This window comes from Pseudomaricurvus sp. ABR4_320, assembly GCF_056159445.1.
Window position 1 is genome coordinate 1 of sequence record NZ_JBSWVF010000036.1, and the last position, 16585, is coordinate 16585.

Here is a 16585-nt window from a genome sequence, read left to right on the forward strand (position 1 = left end):
CGAGCACGGCGTTAGAGGGCCAAGCTCTTCGTTCAATTTAGGTGCGTCAACCACAGTTGACAGCTACTCCTCCGTCAACTATTGTTGACGCATGACAGATATTAAATCACTTCCCCCGCCAAGCAATCCTGAAGACGCACTTGCTGCTGTCGTTTCGCTTCGCCGCATGGCAGAGCAGTTAGAGAGAAAAGCCGTCAAAGAAGCGATTGCTCAAGGGTGGAGTTGGTCGCAAATTGCCGAGGCACTGGGAATTTCAAAACAAGCAGCTCATAAACGCCACGCCGCTCATATTCAAAATACAACGGGCCGAAAGGGAAAAAGCGATGTTTAAGCGTCTCTTATTACGTTTTCAAGATATTAAAACAATTGGAAAGTTAATACCCGGAGCCGATGAACAGGCAAATATCATGGGCGAAGAAAAGCCGGGAGCTGAGCACTTTGTGCTCTCTGCGCTCAATCTTGACGACGGTACGGCTAAGCGAACATTTGACCGATTTGGAATAGACGCTAAAAAATTCCAAAGCGCCATTAAAGCGCAATATGATGAGGCGCTAAACTCTGTCGGAATCCATGGGCAAGCTGCCGATATAGAACCAGAGCCTATAAAATCAGACAAGATCTTTCACGACTCGAAGCCTTCAGGTCAGGATTTAATGAAATCTCTTTATACGCTGAAAAAGGAGGATAAAAATCGATCTCTACAAGGCGCACATGTCATCATTGTGGCTGCATCCATAGAGCATGGAGTGGTACCTCGAGCGTTTAAGGTTCTAGGAATAGATAGGGAGTCTTTAGCGGAAGCCGCTAGAGAAGAGCTCGTTTCGGATTAGCAGGGCGGCAATTGATTTAAGGCTATTAGATAAAGGACTCTGTATGTTAAGTAAAGAAACCACCGGCCTCATCATCGTCGATATCCAAGGCAAGCTGGCTCGTTTGGTGGCTAACAGCGATTTGCTTATTTCGAACTGTATAAAGCTGGTGCGCGGTGCTCAACTTCTGGAAATTCCCATCGTATGGTTGGAACAAAATCCTGATAAATTGGGTGCAACCGTTGAAGAATTACAGTTGCAGCTAGAAAATAAGCAGCCAATCGCTAAATACACGTTCGATGCCTGCAGCGAGCTGGCTTTTCTAAAGGCGATTGAGGAATCCGGTAAAACCTCTTGGCTGATTTGTGGTATCGAGGCGCATATTTGTGTCTATCAAACGGCCACTCATCTCAAAGAATTAGGTCACGACGTCCATGTGGTCGTTGACGGTGTCTCATCCCGAAAGCTTGCCAATAAAGAGTTGGCAATCCGCAAGTTAGTCGCAAGCGGAGTTCAGGAAACGGGCTTGGAAATGTGTCTTTATGAATTAGTGAAAGACTGCCGTGCTCTTGAGTTTAAGGGCATACTCAATCTCATCAAATAACGCTCGCGCGGAGTTCGGACTGTTTTTAGTCAACACAAAGCCTTTTTGATGATAGAACGACCTCTGTTAAATACACCTACCGGTTAAGTGAGAATTCTTGCCTCTGTCGAGACGGATACCGTGGCTTGGGCTATGGCCTTTCCGGATAAGAGTGTAGCGGTGGCCTATTTCCGAGTGGTGGCAATCGGCGCTAAGTCTCAGGGGCTGTAGGTCAGACTGATTCATCGGTAAACTGATTGGCATGAGCTGCACCGTAATACAATGCTTTTGGTAAACTAAATGGAGGTACGGTGTTTACGGTTGTGATGAAAATTCTATGGTAAACATAGAATCAATGGCTCTCACAGAGAGAGATGCCTTTGTTTCTTTGGCGATAGTCATGATTAATATCAAAATAGGTTGTGGTAAAGTCGAAAAATGGAAATTTCTCTATTAGCAGACCATCCTAGTGTCGCGGAGAAAATAGCTCATTGGTACTTCGCAGAATGGGCTCGCCTATCACCGTCTATGACGCAAAAAAAGGTGTTAAAGGACATTAAGGAGAAATCAGTTAATCGACATAAAATTCCTCTAATCCTGGTTGCTCATATTGAGGGAGAGCTTGCAGGGGTTTTAGAGCTAAAGCTTCGTGAAAATAAACACTACCCCGAATATGTGAACTGGATTGGCGGCGTTTATACGGATGCAAAATTTCGAAGGCAGGGTGTAGCAAGCAATCTCCTTAAAAAAGCGAAATCAATGGCGATTAGCTTTGGTATTGAAGAGCTTTATCTGCAATGCGAGAGTTTCAATATTCCCCTCTATGTGCGCCTTGGATTTAAAGAGTTACATAAAGCGCGGCATCACGACGTGGAGACTATGATCATGATGTGGAGATCAACGACATAAAACTCGTGAATTGGCACTTAACACGCCACATTTGGGTGTTTGTAACTTTAGTGCCAAAAGCGTTGCTGAAGTTGAATTCTACAATGGAAAAAGCCCGCGGAGAAAACGTTATAAATTTTTACTGACAAGGACTAATAGCGCTGATCCCATTTAACATCAACGGTGGCGCTCTTGAGTTTGCTAACACCGTGGAAAATTTTGTCATCATACTGACTATCCTTAGAGTGAAGATTGGAGACGGACCTTGAATATCTATGCTCAAACGCTAACGATGACGGCAGCCTTGTTAATTTTTTCTCTAGGTGTTTGCGCTCAGACCATCCCTCCAAACGAACAAATTAATGTCCTTCATGCTGCGGCAGACCTTATCGAGTCTCGGTACGTTGACGCCCAGAAGGCGCGGCAGATCGCTAAGTTATTGCGGGAATCGGACGAGCGCTGGCAAACGCCATTGCAATGTGAGTCTTTTGCCGAGGCTGCAACTACGTTTTTCCGTGCAATATCCAATGATGGTCATTTAGGTCTTAGTTATAGCGCAGAAGAAATTCCTGTAGGGAACGGGGAGGAAGTCTTTTCTGCCGCCATGAATGTTGTTGCCCAGGCAGACGCATTAATTATTGATCTCCGCAGAAATGGCGGTGGTATGGAAACCGCTAATCTCTTAACAGGATATTTGTTAGAGCCTGGTAGCCCTCTCAGCGGTGTTTACGATCGTCCGACAGAGACTCGTACCTACTCAAGTTCGCCCGCTTGGGTTCCTGGACGGCGCTTTGGTTCGACCAAGCCTCTTTTTATTCTAACCTCTGGCAAAACATTTTCAGCGGCGGAAGCCGTAGCCTATGATTTGCAGGTACTAAAACGCGCAATGATAATTGGAGAGGTGACGGGTGGCGGTGCTCATCCGTTCGAGTATAGGCGTGTGCATCCGCATTTCGCAGTCGATCTTCCGGAAGGTAAATCTATCAATCCCGTGACGGGCTCTAACTGGCAGGATATTGGTGTGAAACCCGATGTTCTTGTTTCTGCTGAGCAGGCGCTGGATAGGGCTTTGCAGCTCGCGCGGGAAGCGCTATTCACAAAGAATTCAGAAAAGAGCGGTCAGTGATTTTTATAGTCGGCGCTAACTGAAATCTTTCTCATAGATAAAATGCGAGATTTCGTTGATGCGCTTCTATCCTCCTCGAATTATATTCAAACTAGTTTATTTAATGTCGGATAATAGATAAGGAGTATTGATTTCATTAGTTGGCGTAGGAATCATTGAGCGCTATTTTTGATCGATTTCTAACTCCCGCTTTCTTTTCTAGTGCTCTTTAAAGTATTGTATAGAGTTCATAGAATTAAGGAGGATGCTATGAGCTTGGATCGAATAAAATGGATGGCTGCTATCCCGTATTTGTTTGTTCTCTTAATGGTAATTAATGGAAATATTCTAGGGAACTATGATCTGTATTTTTTCGGGGTTCAATTATCTCTGATTACATTGGTTCCTTATTTGATTTATCATTTTGTTAATAAAAACCATGAAAATGACTTCGTATCGAGTCACACAAAGGCTGCGATGCGAATTTTTAGAGTCTATTTCTTTCTGACCGTTATCATAAGTGTGGTGATGAATTTAATGGGGTTCGGATTGGCGGTCTTAGACCCTATAGTTTTTTTTACATCTGGGCTTATAGGCTTAGCACTGTTGCTACCATTACTTTTTGTTGTTATCTACGCAATTTTTGCTTCAACTCTTGGAAGTATAAGATCCTTCAAGCTGTTACTTCCGAACAAATCTAGTTGGTTACCGGAAGAAAATATTTAGTAATCAATGCAATGAATGAGGTTGTAGTTTTTTAATCCGAACATTATTGTATATTTAGTTGCAGGAAATCATTTGCGTTAATGGAAAAGTTCAAAAATGATCAGCTTTATACAATATTCAGGAATCGTCGCTTCAATATGGATCGTTATAGGGATATATACCGCATCGCTGTTTTATCCGAACTACAGCCATTCAGTACAATTTTGCAGCGAGTTGGGAGCAAAAGACAGTCCAACTCAGAAGCTATCACCGCTTGTCAATAATTACCCACTAGGGTTTCTCTTTATCTTGTTCGGCGTTTATCTTGCGTTTTTTGCTGAGCCAGATAAAGCGACGCTAGCCATCGGTTGGATGGTGATTATCCATGGGATCTGTACTTGGATTTGTGGTTTTTTTCCGATGGATAAAGATCCTTATACGACCAGCCCCTCGATCAGCGGAAATATTCATACCTGGTCTGGTTTTGTGATGCTGATTTCGTTTATCGTTGCACCCGGTATTGTTGTATTGTCAGGTGTATTTCCCGCGTGGCTGCGGATTACTTCAATTCTGTGTCTTATTAGCTGTTTTTACTTCTCTTACACATTAAGCATAGCCTTTAAAGAACAATCAACTCCTGGATTGCATCAGCGATTGAGTTACGGCTCACAAATTCTGTGGCTGTTTGTCTTCTCAATCTATGAAATCGCCTAAATATCTATGATCGCTGTTCTTTGGTGAGTTAGTCTTTTAGGCTAATCCCTCTATGGCGCTCTTTTTGCTGCATAAAATCCAGAGAGATTATGCAGTGGTTTTTCATCATTTGGTGAATGTGCTGCTTATAAGCTAGCCACCAGTTGAGGTAACAATGGATTTAGGAATTAAGGGCAAAAAAGCGATTGTTTGTGCGGCATCCAAAGGTTTGGGGCGTGCTTGTGCCAATGCACTAGCCGCGGAGGGCGTTAACCTAGTCATCAATTCTCGCACCGACAGTGAGCTGCAAAAGGCTGCAGTGCAGATTCGCGAACACTATGGTGTGGAGTGTGTGGCGGTGGCTGCAGATATTACCAGTGCTGAAGGCCGACGTGCTGTATTGAATGCCATGCCAGAGCCAGATATCTTGGTGAATAACGCCGGTGGACCGCCGCCGGGGAATTTCCGTGACTGGCAACGGGAGGACTGGATAGCCGCTGTTGATGCCAACATGATAACGCCCATTGAGCTGATTCGCGAGGTGGTCGAAGGCATGATGGAACGCCGCTGGGGTAGGGTGATCAATATCACCTCGTCGGCGGTCAAGGCGCCTATTGGCATTTTAGGTTTGTCTAACGGCGCAAGGTCTGGCCTGACGGGCTTTATCGCAGGTCTGGCTCGAGAAGTTGCTCCGTTCGGCGTGACCATTAATAATCTTCTTCCTGGTTCCTTTGAAACAGACAGGTTACGCAATACTCTGAGTGGTATGGCGGAAACGTCAGGAACAACAATCGAGGAGACTATTGCTCAAAGTCAGTCTACCATTCCGGCTGGGCGTTTTGGTATCCCGGAAGAGTTTGGTGCGGCCTGTGCCTTTTTGTGCTCTCAGCAGGCTGGCTATTTTGTTGGGCAAAACCTTCTGATTGATGGTGGCGCCTTCCCAGGTACAATGTGATTCGTTTGCTGCTTTTTGCCTTGTAGGTGTCACAAAGAAGTATCGGGAAGCGTCGTCAATTCCTGACGAGATTAGGATTGAGCTGATATTTTGATTGGCGGACTGTTATGGCATTTAGACGATACGGTGGCGACTTCACTTTTCACGGTGATGGAGGGAATGCCAAAGTTGCCATCGTTGGTGTGATTGTTTTTATCATCTCTGTAGGATTGACGCTCTTGCTGGCAAACCGGGTTTTTTATTGCTTGGTTTTTCTGCGTTATTTTTCTTTTCTGCAATAAGCTCTTTTATTCCTGGTGGGGCAGTCAGCAATCTAGCGGAACAACGATTTAGGTCTCATCTGGAGGCTGCGTTATCGTTTTACAACAGCGGGAAAATCGAAGATTCACTTGAGTCTTTTAGGAAGGCAAAAATTTACGGGGAACTTCCTCAGGATCTTCAGGAAGTTTGTGATCGAATCAGCACAGAACTGAAACAGGAAGGTAATGGATCTTCATAAGCTGTTTGATGATAAATCTGACCTTTACGCCGAGATCAGGCCAAGGTATCCGGCAGAGCTTTACCGGTGGTTAGCCGGTGTTAGCCCAGCTTGCCATACGGTTTGGGATGTTGGTTGTGGTAGCGGTCAAGCTGCTGTCGATTTGCGTAATTATTTTGGGCAGGTCTTTGCAACGGATGTCAGTCCTATTCAGATTGCGAATGCTCCTACTCAGGAAGGCATCCACTTTTCCGCCCAGCCGGCAGAAAAAACCACTTTCCTCGATCATTCCTTTGATGCAGTCTGCGTGGCGCAAGCCCTCCACTGGTTTGATTACGATCGATTTTGGCCGGAAGTTAAGCGTGTACTAAAGCCCAGTGGGGTTTTTGCAGCATGGGGCTATAGTTGGCCCCATGTCGATTCAGAGATCGACAGCTTATTGGAAAGGAGCTTTCTTACGGTGATTCAGCCCTATTGGGCGAATCAAAACCGATTGCTCTGGAATGGGTTCACTGGAATTCCTTTGCCGTTTGAGCCGGTCGATGTTCCACATTTCGATTTGTCGATGCACTGGTCTGTGGAGCAGTTTTTCGCCTTTTTGCACAGTTGGTCGGCGACACGGCGCTGTATGGATGCGAGAGGTGACAATTTTTTTAATGACAGCTTCGAGAAAATCGCTGAAATTTGGGGTGATGGGGTACGGAAGGTAGAGATGGATTTTTTTGTCGTTGCTGGGAAAAATCCCTAGTGAACGTACAGGTTGTCTTAGTTGGCAAATTGAAATTGCTTTCGCTATTCCAAGCGCTGAAAAGGTCAACCGTACACTTTTTGGCTCTATAAATCTGAGAGCTTCCTTTTAACAGGAAGCTCCCTGTCTAAATAGAGACTTACTCGGTCAGGCTACCCATATGATTCAACGTGCGAATCAGCTGGCTGACATAGCTCATTTCATTGTCGTACCAAGACACAACACGAACTTCATAGATATTGGTGCCGCAACGTTGTGCCAAGGTTTGAGTTGCATCAAACAATGAGCCGTAGCTGCTGCCAATCACGTCGCTGGAAACCAGCTCTTCCTCGGTATAACCGAAAGAATCATCTGCAGCAGCTTTCATGGCTTCGTTCAAGCCCTCGACGCTGACGGTGTCGGTCTCATCTTTCAGGGTCGCATCCAGAATGGTGATCGAGCCGGAGGCAACGGGAACGCGCTGGGCAGAACCAATCAGTTTGCCGTCCAGTTCTGGAATCACCAGTCCAATGGCTTTGGCTGCGCCGGTCGAGTTAGGAACGATGTTAATGGCGCCAGCCCGTGCACGGCGGAAGTCGCCTTTGCGATGGGGGCCATCCAAGATCATTTGGTCGCCGGTGTAGGCGTGAATGGTGGTCATAAAGCCGGTTCTCAGCTCGCGATACTCATTCAGTGCTTTTGCCATCGGTGCCAGGCAATTGGTGGTACAGGAGGCACCGGAAACGACCAGGTCGTCTTTGGTCAGGGTGTCATGGTTGACGCCGTAAACGATGGTTGGCAGGTCGCTGCCGGCGGGGGCAGAGATCAGCACTTTCTTGGCGCCAGCGTCTATGTGCGCTTGGCTTTTCGCTTTGGAGCAGAAAAAGCCAGTACACTCGAGGACGATATCCACGCCATAGTCGCCCCAAGGCAGTTTGCTGGGGTCTGGTTCTGCATGAACCTTGATGGATTTGCCATCAACAATGAGAGAATCCTCGTCACTCTCTACGGTATGGCCGGTAAAGGGGCCCTGCACACTGTCGTATTTCAGCAGCTGGGCGAGCATTTTAGGCTCGGTTAAGTCGTTGATAGCCACTACGTCGAAACGCTCATCGCCAAAGATTTTTCGGAAGGTTAACTTTCCGATTCTTCCAAACCCATTAATGGCAACTTTTAGCATAATAATTCCCCTAGTTTTGACGTTTGATAGAGATTATACGGTTTTGGTTTCTGCTGTATGACGAGATACAGAAGCGGAGCGCCACTGCTGGCGGATTGTGCAGAAGGAACAACCAACCGAAAACTACACTTTACTGATCGTCGTGCTTTTTAGTTCACATCCAAAGCTCCGCGTACCCATCGCCATAATTTTTGTAGAAGTGCGGGGTAGAGCAGCCGGTATCACGGGGGGAGAGTAGATACAGTGGCTGTTCAAGCGGGACATTTTAATACCGTCAGTCTGCCAAGACCCAGGAATCTGCACTGACGAAATGGTCATTCATTGAGCAATAACTCAGATCAGCCATTTCAAAAGGCGCGTCATTCGAAGACTTAGCGGGTGTGTGAGTAATAATAACTGTCAGCCAAACCTATTGCTAGGGAGAGGGTTGGTAATTTCGAAGCTTTACCTAGCGTGCAAAATCCACAAGTGTTTATGCGTACTGAATGTTACTGGTTCATGTAGTTTGTTGATAAGCTCTAAATCTTGCGAATATGGTGTTTTCTCAATAATCTGGCCCGTTTAAGAGGCTGCCCACTATGTCACTGTTTCAGACATTTCATCCTGCGCTGCTGATTATTGATGTTCAACACGCCATCGACCATATGCCCGGCCTAACGCGAAGCCATATAGACGCCGAAGAGAAGATGACACAGCTGTTGTTGCTGTGGCGGCGTCGGGGTTGGCCGGTGGTGCATGTGCGTCATTCTTCCAAATTCGACGATTCGCCGTATCATTCCACACGACATTTCGCGATCAAGCGTGAGGTGATGCCCCAAGGCGGTGAGCCGGTGATCACCAAGCGGGAAAATTGTGCGTTTCTTGGTACGAATCTGGAAAATCTACTAAAGAAGCAAGATGCCAGAGAGCTGGTGGTGTGTGGAGTATTGCTGAATAATTCCGTAGATGCCACGGTGCGGGTTGCCTGTGGTCTGGGGTTTGAGGTGACGTTGGTGGGTGATGCGACACCGGCCGGTGGAATTGATACCCTGGGTGGCAAGTCTGTGTCTGCCGAAGCGGTGCACGATGTGTTTTTGAGCAATCTGAGTGGTGAATACTGCCGTGTTGTCACCACTGACGAGCTACTCAACGATTAATCAACCCACCATTTTCCTTCAAGGATTGAGGTAGTTATGTGGATGCGCGCCACCTGTAAGCTGGAATTGGATGTTCCAGCGCCCATGCCCTTCATTTTTATGTTGCGACCGCGCAGTGGTTTTCAGCAGTGGGTCGGGCAGGGACAATATTTGTTTTCGCCATCGGTTTCTGCTGTTGAGTTCACTGATGTGTTCGGTAACCTCTGCCAGCGTGTAATGGCACCGGAAGGGCGGCTGTCTGTGCATACGTCGTTCGATATCGAGACCTTTGCGGTTGCCGATATCGATTACGACGCCGAATTTGTCGAAATTCAACAACTTCCCGAAGACACCTTGGCCTTCCTGCTGCCGAGTCGTTACTGTGAATCTGACTGCTGCACAGAGCTGGCCCAATCTATCGTAGTCGATCGTGATCCCGGTTATGACCAGTGTGCTGCCATTGTCGAGCATATTCGCCAAACCATTGAGTACACGCCGGGGGCAGGGCAGCAAATTGTCAGTGCCCGCGATGTAATGGGCATGTCTCAGGCGGTCTGTCGCGATATGGCACACTTGGGTATCGCCTGCTGTCGCGCGCTTTCCATACCCGCAAGATTGGTGGTCGGATATCTGGAAGATCTCACGCCCATGGATCTACACGCGTGGTTTGAAGCCTTCGTCGGTGGGCGGTGGTATACCTTTGATCCCACGCAAGCATCCATGAATGGCGGGCGTATCGTTATTGGTTATGGGCGTGATGCGGCTGATGTCGCCATCTATACTCAATTTGGCGATCCCGTCGATCTGCTGGAGATGGCGGTCACGTTAGAGTCGATTGCCAAGCCTTCAATACCTTAAGGATACTGCCGACCTATCGGTCGGATATCTGGTTAAAATTTGTACTCTCGGAAATAAACCTGTCACAAAGCCGCGTCTGAGCACTTTTCTTCAGTTTATCCCTCAAGTTATCCACAGATACTGTGAGTAACTGGATTCTGTCCGTCCCAGACATTTGTGACCTTAGAAAGAAACGGATGACCCAATCATGATGTTGAAAAAAACGCTCGCCACCTTCCTGGCAGCGGCAGGCGCCACTGGACTGGCGAATGCCGCGACTCAGTCAGAGCTTTTCGAGCCTTACCCTGGGGCAACATCGAAGGCTGCGTATCAATGGGATTATGAAGCTTTCCGCTTCCCCAGCAATGCGGATTCGGCGGACAAAGAAGATTATGAAGGTATAGATGCCACCGGCGACCTCTTTCTCAATCGCTATGAGGTCAATCAGGTTTCCTCATTGAAAGTCTATGAGAACTACAAGCAGGCGGCTCTTAAGGCTGGTTTTAACATCGTCTATGAATGTCAGCTGGAACAATGCGGAGACGACCCTAGGGGCCTGGGAACCAAGTTTTTTCCGAGACTGACGCTCAGTAACTATTATCGCAAACCCTATTATTTGCTGGTGGAAAAGTCTGCAGAACCAGGTCCTGTGTATATGGCGTGGTTTGTGGGTGCTTATAAAGACGACGTTTGGATTCAGCAGGCGGCGTTGTTTAGTGAGCCCTTGCAGTCAGATTTGATCACCATTGATACTGACGCGCTGGGCTTACCCTTAATTAGTACGCCAAACGCTCCTTTGTCTGAGAAAGAGCGCGCGAAAGACCACCCGATGTTACCCCGATATCCGGGTGCAGAATTGATCGATTTTTCTAATACAGACACAGAAACGACCACGCTACCCCTGGTTGGCGCTGGGGAGGATTCTTCTTTGAATTTGACTGGGGATCTGGCGCAGCATTCCTATGAGATTGAAGATACCTCTACATTGAAGGTCTATCGCAATTATCAACAAGCGTTGCAGGCTGCTCAGTTTGACATCATTGTCCATTGCGAGCTGGATGCGTGTGAGTCAGCTCGGACTCTCGGTGGCGACGTGGCGCTTTCAAAAAGTGTCTATAACTATTACCGCAAGCCCTATTACTTCCTTGCACGTCGGCAGCGTGAGCAGGGAGATGTCTACGTGGCATTGTTTATCGGTGGCTTTGATGCGGATGTGCGTGTTCAACAAGTCATCGTTGAGGAGCGTGCTGTCGCAACCGGATTGGTGGCCATCAATGAAGATATTCTTATGCAGCAGCTGGAGGAACAGGGTAAAGCGCTAATCTACGGGATTTATTTCGATACGGGTAAAGCAACCATCAAACCCGAGTCGACGGAAGCTCTGGATGCGATTGGCGCACTGCTGAACAACAACGGGGATCTATCACTGTATGTGGTTGGCCATACGGATGATACCGGTGGTTTGACGTCGAACCTGCGGTTATCACGCGACCGAGCTCAGGCTGTCGTTGCTGCATTGACCGCTGACTATGGCATTGCTGCCGAACGCTTGCAGGCGGAAGGTGTGGGTCCCTATGCGCCTGCGTCGACGAATGAAAGGGATGATGGCCGGCAGTTAAATCGACGGGTTGAGCTGGTGAAGCGTTTACAGTAAAAGCACCACACAGTTATTAAAGAGACTTGGGGATCGGCGTGTTTACGCCGAGCCTTAATGTAGCGAGTTGCTTTTAGAGCTATCCGTAATACGGTTACCAAGGAAGGGTAGATGAAAAGTCCAAAGCACTTTATAGGGACGGTTTTTGCGTCAATTGTCTATTGCTTGAGTTTGAGTTTTTTCTCGTTTTCCCAGGCAGAGCTCGCAAATGATCGCATTATTAATCTTGCCGATGATTTCGACCGACTCTATCAAGCGACGACGAGCCTTCCGGAAAATGAACGCGTAGATCGCTTTTATGTCGAATTTTTTGATGATTATTCGATTTTCTACCGCGAAGATGATACTGATCTCGACACCTTTAAGCAGGCTTTTCGTGAACGTCTGAAGGGGGCTATTGCCCATTTCCCTTCCTTACAAGAAACCTACCGGGAAAAAGAAACTGCGTTATCGGCTAAATTTGAGATAAGTTTGACGAGCTTTCTCGCGGTTTTTCCTGACTTGCAACTCGATAATCCAATATACCTGGTACACTCACTCGGCAGCTTTAATGGCCAGGTTACCGAACGTAGAGGGCAAGTCTTTCTACTTTTCGGAGCTGATATGATGGCTTTATTACATAACTGGGAAGATGATACACCGGTCTTTCACCATGAGCTTTTCCACGTCTATCATGGGCAATACCTATCTTGTGGTGAGGAGCTCTGGTGCTCTATTTGGCAGGAGGGGCTGGCAACCTATGTCTCTCTGGAGTTGAACCCGGAGGCGAATATCGACGAATTGATGTTAAACATTCCCGAGGGAATGATCGTCAGTGTCAATAACCAGCTTGCCGAAGCCTTGCAGGAATTCAAAACGATGTTCAATTCCCATGATCCAGACGTTAAGTCACCGTATCTAAACTACAGCAATGAGGCTTCGGAGCTTCCTTTTCGTCGGGGTTATTATCTCGGTTTTCTCATCGCTCAAGAAATCCATAAAAAATACAGTCTCAAGGAGATGGCGCAGTTTGATCGAGAGACTGTCAAACTCGAAGTGGCCGGTGCTTTGGATCGGCTAATTGCCAACCCTGAGGCAATTGAGAGCGAGCTGGATCCCTAGCGCCTTGATGGTTGGAATTTTCAGTGCCATTGCGGGCTTTCTCACTTTTTCTAAAAAGGCACCGGGACAGCAACCGAGGTTGCTATTGAGACGTTTTGGTGTGCTCTTTTACCCGTACCAATTCTGGAAAATCTTTGCGCAGCCAGCGCACCGTAGAAAGACTCATCAAAAGAACGACCGGAATTAGAGGAAGAGAGCTTACCACAGTCGCTGCTTGCGCCGTATTCAGACCAGTGGTTACTAATAAACCTGCCGTTAAAATGGCAAGCAGTGCCGCCCATACGATTCGATTCGAGCGAGCCGGTTCTTGATGGCTTTGCAAGTTTTTTGAGCAAACGCTCGCCAAAATGTATGCCGCAGAATCAAGTGTGGTCGCTAAAAAGATTATCGTTAGAACAATAAACAGAAACAGAGAAATTTTACTGAACGGCAGGCTGGCAATGATTTTGGCAACCATGGTCGCCATGCCATCTCTGGCAAGAATTTCTGAAAGAGGCAAAATATTTTCCACCTCTAGATGAATTGAGTAACCACCGGCGATTGATAAAAATAGCCAAGTACCCATTGAGCCCCATAAGAGAACGCCAAGAATCAATTGTTGAATGGTTCGTCCTCGTGAAACCCTTCCAATAAATAATCCAACAAATGCTGCATAGGCGACCCACCAAGCCCAGTAAAATAGCGTCCATCGTTCGGGAAAACCGGATTGTCCAATCGGATCCATCCAGAGTGACATCGCAAAAAAATTACTGAACATTAAGCTAAAGCTGTTCACGGTTAACGAGAGAATAAAGAGTGTTGGGCCTACGATCAGAATGAATATCAGGCAGATACCCGCCAGCGCCATATTGAGGTCGGCTAAAATTTTGATGCCTTTTTTTAAGCCGCGATAGGTACTGGCACCAAAGAGCAAGGTCCATAGCGTTAAAATGACCAGTTTCACTAAAAGCGAATCCTCGACGCCAATCAACTCAGCGGACAAAGCGGAAACCACAGGCACTCCTATTCCAAGGGCTGTAGATGTGCCTCCGACGATGCCAAGAATAATGACTAGATCAATGACGATTTTATAAAGCTCTCGATTACGGTGAGGTAGCGCACCATCGCAGGCACTGCTGATGCGTAAATAGGGTAGCTTGCGAACATACAGCATGTAGGCGATAGGTACCGCAGTAAGTGCGTAGAATGCCCAGGGCACGATTCCCCAATGAAACAAGGGATACATATGAGCCCAATTTGTAGCTTTTGTGGAGTGGGGTTCGATGCCCATGGGGGTATCTTCCAGATAGAAAATACATTCGGCAAAACCCCAGGCGACCAGTCCACTGCCAATACCCGCCGTAAACATCATGGCGACCCAGTGTGGTGTTGAGTACTCAGGAGCTTCACCTGGTTGGCCCAATTTGACGTGAGCGAATGGCCCAAAGGCAAGCCATAGGGCATAGAGAAAGCCGGCTACACCAAGTAGTAAATACAGCCAACCCATTTTGTCTGTCACAAAGGACATAGCGGTATTGGCATGAATTGCTGATGCTTCGGGAAAAAGCAGTAAATCGAGCGCCGCAATAATGACTATTGCCATAGCGGGGAAGAAGACTCGCTTATCGAGAGAGGGCGCTGGGTGAGACTTTGGCGTGTGCATCTGATCGATCATAATAACCGTTAAAGCGTTGTGGTTGATACAGGGCAATATATCGTTGCCCGTTTATTTGGCTTTCAATTTCGAAAGCCTGTTCTCTCTGAAAAAATTGTGACTGAGAGACATGAGTCAACCACAATGAAATTCTTGCAGATTGTTCTGCTATTTTAGTTTTGAATGTGATTCGTAGCGCCTGGGCATTCTCTAAAGTTTCGATTGCTACAGGCCGAGCATTTGTTTAAATCCAGTGTCGGGATAATCGATGCGATTGCTTCGCCTTTATTCGGAAAAATAGTATCTGTCCCAAGAGCATCAACGATACCATAGCGTTTAAATAGTCCTTCCCGCTGCCTAGGCCGAGCGGTTATGTACAAACGTCCGCCTCGCATCTTACGACGCTCTGATTCCTCTATGATCAGTTGAGCCCCTGACATATCAATTCCTGGGATGCCTTTCATCAACATCACTAAGTGTGTTTGTTCTGGCCGCTGGGTTTCCAACTTGAAAAGTTGGTCACGCATAACATCCAGGGAGCCAAAATACAGTTCACCGTCCGGCCGGGCAAAAGCAAGTTGCGGGCATTCATCCAGATGAAATGCTTTTGCATGGCGAAAATAGCGCCCATCAGATTTCGGGTCAGGTGCGATAATGGCAAGATAGGTATTGGCTGAGCGTCTTAAGTAGAGGGCGAGAGAGAAGAATATACCCGTGACAATGCCAAACTCCAAGCCGATGATAAGCGTTGCAAACAGGGTGATTGACATGACTGCGCTGGAGGGGCGACTGGTCTTCAAGATGTATTTGATTCTGTGCCCTTCAATCAGCCGGAAGCCAACAAATACGATTATCCCTGCAATGGCAGGAATGGGAATAAATGTTATCCAGTCACTGACGAACAATAAAATCAGTAGGAGAAACAGCGAGCCGAGAATTGCTGCAAGGGGTGTTTTCGCTCCGGCATCGTAATTCATGGCGGATCGTGTGAATGAACCGGATCCCATATAGGTCGAAAAAAAACTACCTAGTGTATTAGAGGCCCCTTGGCCAATAAATTCTTGGTTGATATTCACTTGTTCGCCTGCTCGAGACGCCAGGCTGCGTGCAATTGCTGTCGCTTCCAGCAGTCCCACCAACGCTAGCGCGAAGGCGCTTTGGGCTAAATCGATGAGGCTTATTTGAGAGAAATTAGGGAGGGAATATGTTGGAATGACATCAGAGACATTCTGCACGTAGGTAACACCATGTGCTTGGCCATTAATGATAAACCCGGCTAGCGTGCCTGTCGCTAGTGCGAGTAAGTAACTGGGCAGGCTTGGGGCAAAATACGCCGTTAATACCGCTGTGACAAAAGACGTAGCCGCGAGTGTTAATGCATGGAGGTTCGTTTGATTTAACTGCGCTACCAGAAGAACAAATGATTCAATGGTGCTTGTCGCATCGGTAATACTAAAACCCAGCGCGCTTGGTAGTTGACTGACGAATATGATGATTGCTGCGCCAGCGGTAAATCCTGTCATTACTGCAGGGGAGACAAAATTGGTAACACTCCCCAGTCTTAGAAACCCTAATAGAAGTTGGATAAAGCCTGCTAGGAAGGTTAACGATATTGCCGCTTGGATGAATTCTTCTGAACCTGGTTCAAAATCGCCGGCGAGACAACCGAAGACCAATACGGATATTGGCGTCGTCGGGCCGGAAACCATGTAATTTGAAGAGCCAAGTAGAGCTGCTATAACCGGGGTAACAATTGCCGTATAAAAACCATACTGAATGGGTAAGCCGGCTATGGCGGCAAAGGCAATTGCTTGGGGCAACGCCATAATTGCTGAGGTCAACGCCGCTAGCGCATCCGCCCGTAAGGTGTCGGCCGTTACTTGCTGTAGCCACACTCTTGGTGGGAAAAAATCCAGCTGTCCCCGCATAATCCTGGTTCTCTAGCTGTTGTCCGCCGGTCGGTATTCCATAGCTGCAATTCCGAAGATCCCTGGTCAAAGTCTGATCATTGTAGCGGTAAAGAATCGTAATTAAAATAATTGAACAATTAACTCGACTTTAGAGTTTCAGAGCTAACAACAGGGGCAAATTAACAGAGAAGAATAACTTGACATAGCGGCGT

Annotated in this window: 17 protein-coding genes; 14 read left to right on the forward strand and 3 right to left on the reverse strand. The window is 47.2% G+C overall.

What is annotated here, in order from left to right; genetic code table 11:
- Nucleotides 1–91 precede the first annotated feature (91 nt).
- The 10 genes from ACXAFR_RS26765 to ACXAFR_RS26810 all read left to right on the forward strand — a co-directional run bounded on the left by ACXAFR_RS26765 (nt 92) and on the right by ACXAFR_RS26810 (nt 6964).
- The gene (locus tag ACXAFR_RS26765; RefSeq protein WP_475183091.1) at nt 92–331 is read left to right on the forward strand and encodes a helix-turn-helix domain-containing protein; all 240 of its coding nucleotides are present in this window, start codon (nt 92–94) and stop codon (nt 329–331) included.
- Nucleotides 324–830, forward strand: a complete 507-nt coding sequence (locus tag ACXAFR_RS26770) for a Clp protease N-terminal domain-containing protein (protein ID WP_475183094.1) — start codon at nt 324–326, stop codon at nt 828–830. Before ACXAFR_RS26765 ends, ACXAFR_RS26770 begins: the two co-directional genes overlap by 8 nt.
- Nucleotides 831–873: 43 nt before the next feature.
- Nucleotides 874–1413, forward strand: coding sequence for an isochorismatase family protein (locus ACXAFR_RS26775; protein ID WP_475183095.1), 540 nt, complete (start codon nt 874–876; stop codon nt 1411–1413).
- A 417-nt stretch (nt 1414–1830) separates the two neighbouring features.
- Complete coding sequence (locus ACXAFR_RS26780; RefSeq protein ID WP_475183096.1) at nt 1831–2301, forward strand: GNAT family N-acetyltransferase; 471 nt, start codon at nt 1831–1833, stop codon at nt 2299–2301.
- 244 nt (nt 2302–2545) lie between these two features.
- Nucleotides 2546–3406: a S41 family peptidase gene (locus ACXAFR_RS26785; RefSeq protein WP_475183098.1), complete on the forward strand. Its 861-nt coding sequence runs from the start codon at nt 2546–2548 to the stop codon at nt 3404–3406.
- Between the two features lie 249 nt (nt 3407–3655).
- The gene (locus ACXAFR_RS26790) at nt 3656–4111 is read left to right on the forward strand and encodes a hypothetical protein (RefSeq protein WP_475183101.1); all 456 of its coding nucleotides are present in this window, start codon (nt 3656–3658) and stop codon (nt 4109–4111) included.
- Nucleotides 4112–4207: 96 nt separating this feature from the next.
- A complete protein-coding gene (locus tag ACXAFR_RS26795) occupies nt 4208–4804 on the forward strand; it encodes a DUF998 domain-containing protein (RefSeq protein WP_475183104.1) in 597 nt (198 codons plus the stop codon).
- A 154-nt stretch (nt 4805–4958) separates the two neighbouring features.
- Nucleotides 4959–5738, forward strand: coding sequence for an SDR family oxidoreductase (locus ACXAFR_RS26800; protein ID WP_475183107.1), 780 nt, complete (start codon nt 4959–4961; stop codon nt 5736–5738).
- Between the two features lie 107 nt (nt 5739–5845).
- A complete protein-coding gene (locus ACXAFR_RS26805) occupies nt 5846–6019 on the forward strand; it encodes a hypothetical protein (RefSeq protein WP_475183109.1) in 174 nt (57 codons plus the stop codon).
- A 204-nt stretch (nt 6020–6223) separates the two neighbouring features.
- Nucleotides 6224–6964, forward strand: a complete 741-nt coding sequence (locus tag ACXAFR_RS26810) for a class I SAM-dependent methyltransferase (RefSeq protein WP_475183111.1) — start codon at nt 6224–6226, stop codon at nt 6962–6964.
- Between the two features lie 139 nt (nt 6965–7103).
- On the opposite strand, the gene gap is transcribed toward ACXAFR_RS26810, so the two are convergent.
- A complete protein-coding gene (gap, locus tag ACXAFR_RS26815) occupies nt 7104–8123 on the reverse strand; it encodes a type I glyceraldehyde-3-phosphate dehydrogenase (protein ID WP_475183112.1) in 1020 nt (339 codons plus the stop codon).
- 578 nt (nt 8124–8701) lie between these two features.
- On the opposite strand from gap, the gene ACXAFR_RS26820 reads away from it, so the two are divergent.
- The 4 genes from ACXAFR_RS26820 to ACXAFR_RS26835 all read left to right on the forward strand — a co-directional run bounded on the left by ACXAFR_RS26820 (nt 8702) and on the right by ACXAFR_RS26835 (nt 12830).
- A complete protein-coding gene (locus ACXAFR_RS26820; protein WP_475183114.1) occupies nt 8702–9259 on the forward strand; it encodes an isochorismatase family protein in 558 nt (185 codons plus the stop codon).
- 36 nt (nt 9260–9295) lie between these two features.
- Nucleotides 9296–10096, forward strand: a complete 801-nt coding sequence (locus ACXAFR_RS26825) for a transglutaminase domain-containing protein (RefSeq protein ID WP_475183116.1) — start codon at nt 9296–9298, stop codon at nt 10094–10096.
- Between the two features lie 187 nt (nt 10097–10283).
- On the forward strand, nt 10284–11729 hold the full coding sequence (locus ACXAFR_RS26830) for an OmpA family protein (protein ID WP_475183118.1): 1446 nt from the start codon (nt 10284–10286) through the stop codon (nt 11727–11729).
- A gap of 111 nt (nt 11730–11840) precedes the next feature.
- Nucleotides 11841–12830 (forward strand): hypothetical protein, encoded by a 990-nt coding sequence (locus ACXAFR_RS26835; protein WP_475183119.1) that lies wholly within the window; start codon nt 11841–11843, stop codon nt 12828–12830.
- Between the two features lie 82 nt (nt 12831–12912).
- Here ACXAFR_RS26835 and ACXAFR_RS26840 read toward each other — a convergent pair whose 3' ends face one another.
- Together ACXAFR_RS26840 and ACXAFR_RS26845 are read right to left on the reverse strand one after the other, a co-directional pair.
- Nucleotides 12913–14472 (reverse strand): BCCT family transporter, encoded by a 1560-nt coding sequence (locus tag ACXAFR_RS26840; protein WP_475183121.1) that lies wholly within the window; start codon nt 14470–14472, stop codon nt 12913–12915.
- A gap of 164 nt (nt 14473–14636) precedes the next feature.
- On the reverse strand, nt 14637–16391 hold the full coding sequence (locus ACXAFR_RS26845; RefSeq protein ID WP_475183123.1) for a SulP family inorganic anion transporter: 1755 nt from the start codon (nt 16389–16391) through the stop codon (nt 14637–14639).
- Between the last annotated feature and the right edge of the window lie 194 nt (nt 16392–16585).

What these genes read in the sequence shown, in the direction of transcription:
- ACXAFR_RS26765 (WP_475183091.1), top strand. Translation starts at nt 92, where the DNA reads ATGACAGATATTAAATCACTTCCCCCGCCAAGCAATCCTGAAGACGCA.
- ACXAFR_RS26770 (WP_475183094.1), top strand. Translation starts at nt 324, where the DNA reads ATGTTTAAGCGTCTCTTATTACGTTTTCAAGATATTAAAACAATTGGA.
- ACXAFR_RS26775 (WP_475183095.1), top strand. Translation starts at nt 874, where the DNA reads ATGTTAAGTAAAGAAACCACCGGCCTCATCATCGTCGATATCCAAGGC.
- ACXAFR_RS26780 (WP_475183096.1), top strand. Translation starts at nt 1,831, where the DNA reads ATGGAAATTTCTCTATTAGCAGACCATCCTAGTGTCGCGGAGAAAATA.
- ACXAFR_RS26790 (WP_475183101.1), top strand. Translation starts at nt 3,656, where the DNA reads ATGAGCTTGGATCGAATAAAATGGATGGCTGCTATCCCGTATTTGTTT.
- ACXAFR_RS26795 (WP_475183104.1), top strand. Translation starts at nt 4,208, where the DNA reads ATGATCAGCTTTATACAATATTCAGGAATCGTCGCTTCAATATGGATC.
- ACXAFR_RS26800 (WP_475183107.1), top strand. Translation starts at nt 4,959, where the DNA reads ATGGATTTAGGAATTAAGGGCAAAAAAGCGATTGTTTGTGCGGCATCC.
- ACXAFR_RS26805 (WP_475183109.1), top strand. Translation starts at nt 5,846, where the DNA reads ATGGCATTTAGACGATACGGTGGCGACTTCACTTTTCACGGTGATGGA.
- ACXAFR_RS26810 (WP_475183111.1), top strand. Translation starts at nt 6,224, where the DNA reads ATGGATCTTCATAAGCTGTTTGATGATAAATCTGACCTTTACGCCGAG.
- gap (WP_475183112.1), bottom strand. Translation starts at nt 8,123, where the DNA reads ATGCTAAAAGTTGCCATTAATGGGTTTGGAAGAATCGGAAAGTTAACC.
- ACXAFR_RS26820 (WP_475183114.1), top strand. Translation starts at nt 8,702, where the DNA reads ATGTCACTGTTTCAGACATTTCATCCTGCGCTGCTGATTATTGATGTT.
- ACXAFR_RS26825 (WP_475183116.1), top strand. Translation starts at nt 9,296, where the DNA reads ATGTGGATGCGCGCCACCTGTAAGCTGGAATTGGATGTTCCAGCGCCC.
- ACXAFR_RS26830 (WP_475183118.1), top strand. Translation starts at nt 10,284, where the DNA reads ATGATGTTGAAAAAAACGCTCGCCACCTTCCTGGCAGCGGCAGGCGCC.
- ACXAFR_RS26835 (WP_475183119.1), top strand. Translation starts at nt 11,841, where the DNA reads ATGAAAAGTCCAAAGCACTTTATAGGGACGGTTTTTGCGTCAATTGTC.
- ACXAFR_RS26840 (WP_475183121.1), bottom strand. Translation starts at nt 14,472, where the DNA reads ATGCACACGCCAAAGTCTCACCCAGCGCCCTCTCTCGATAAGCGAGTC.
- ACXAFR_RS26845 (WP_475183123.1), bottom strand. Translation starts at nt 16,391, where the DNA reads ATGCGGGGACAGCTGGATTTTTTCCCACCAAGAGTGTGGCTACAGCAA.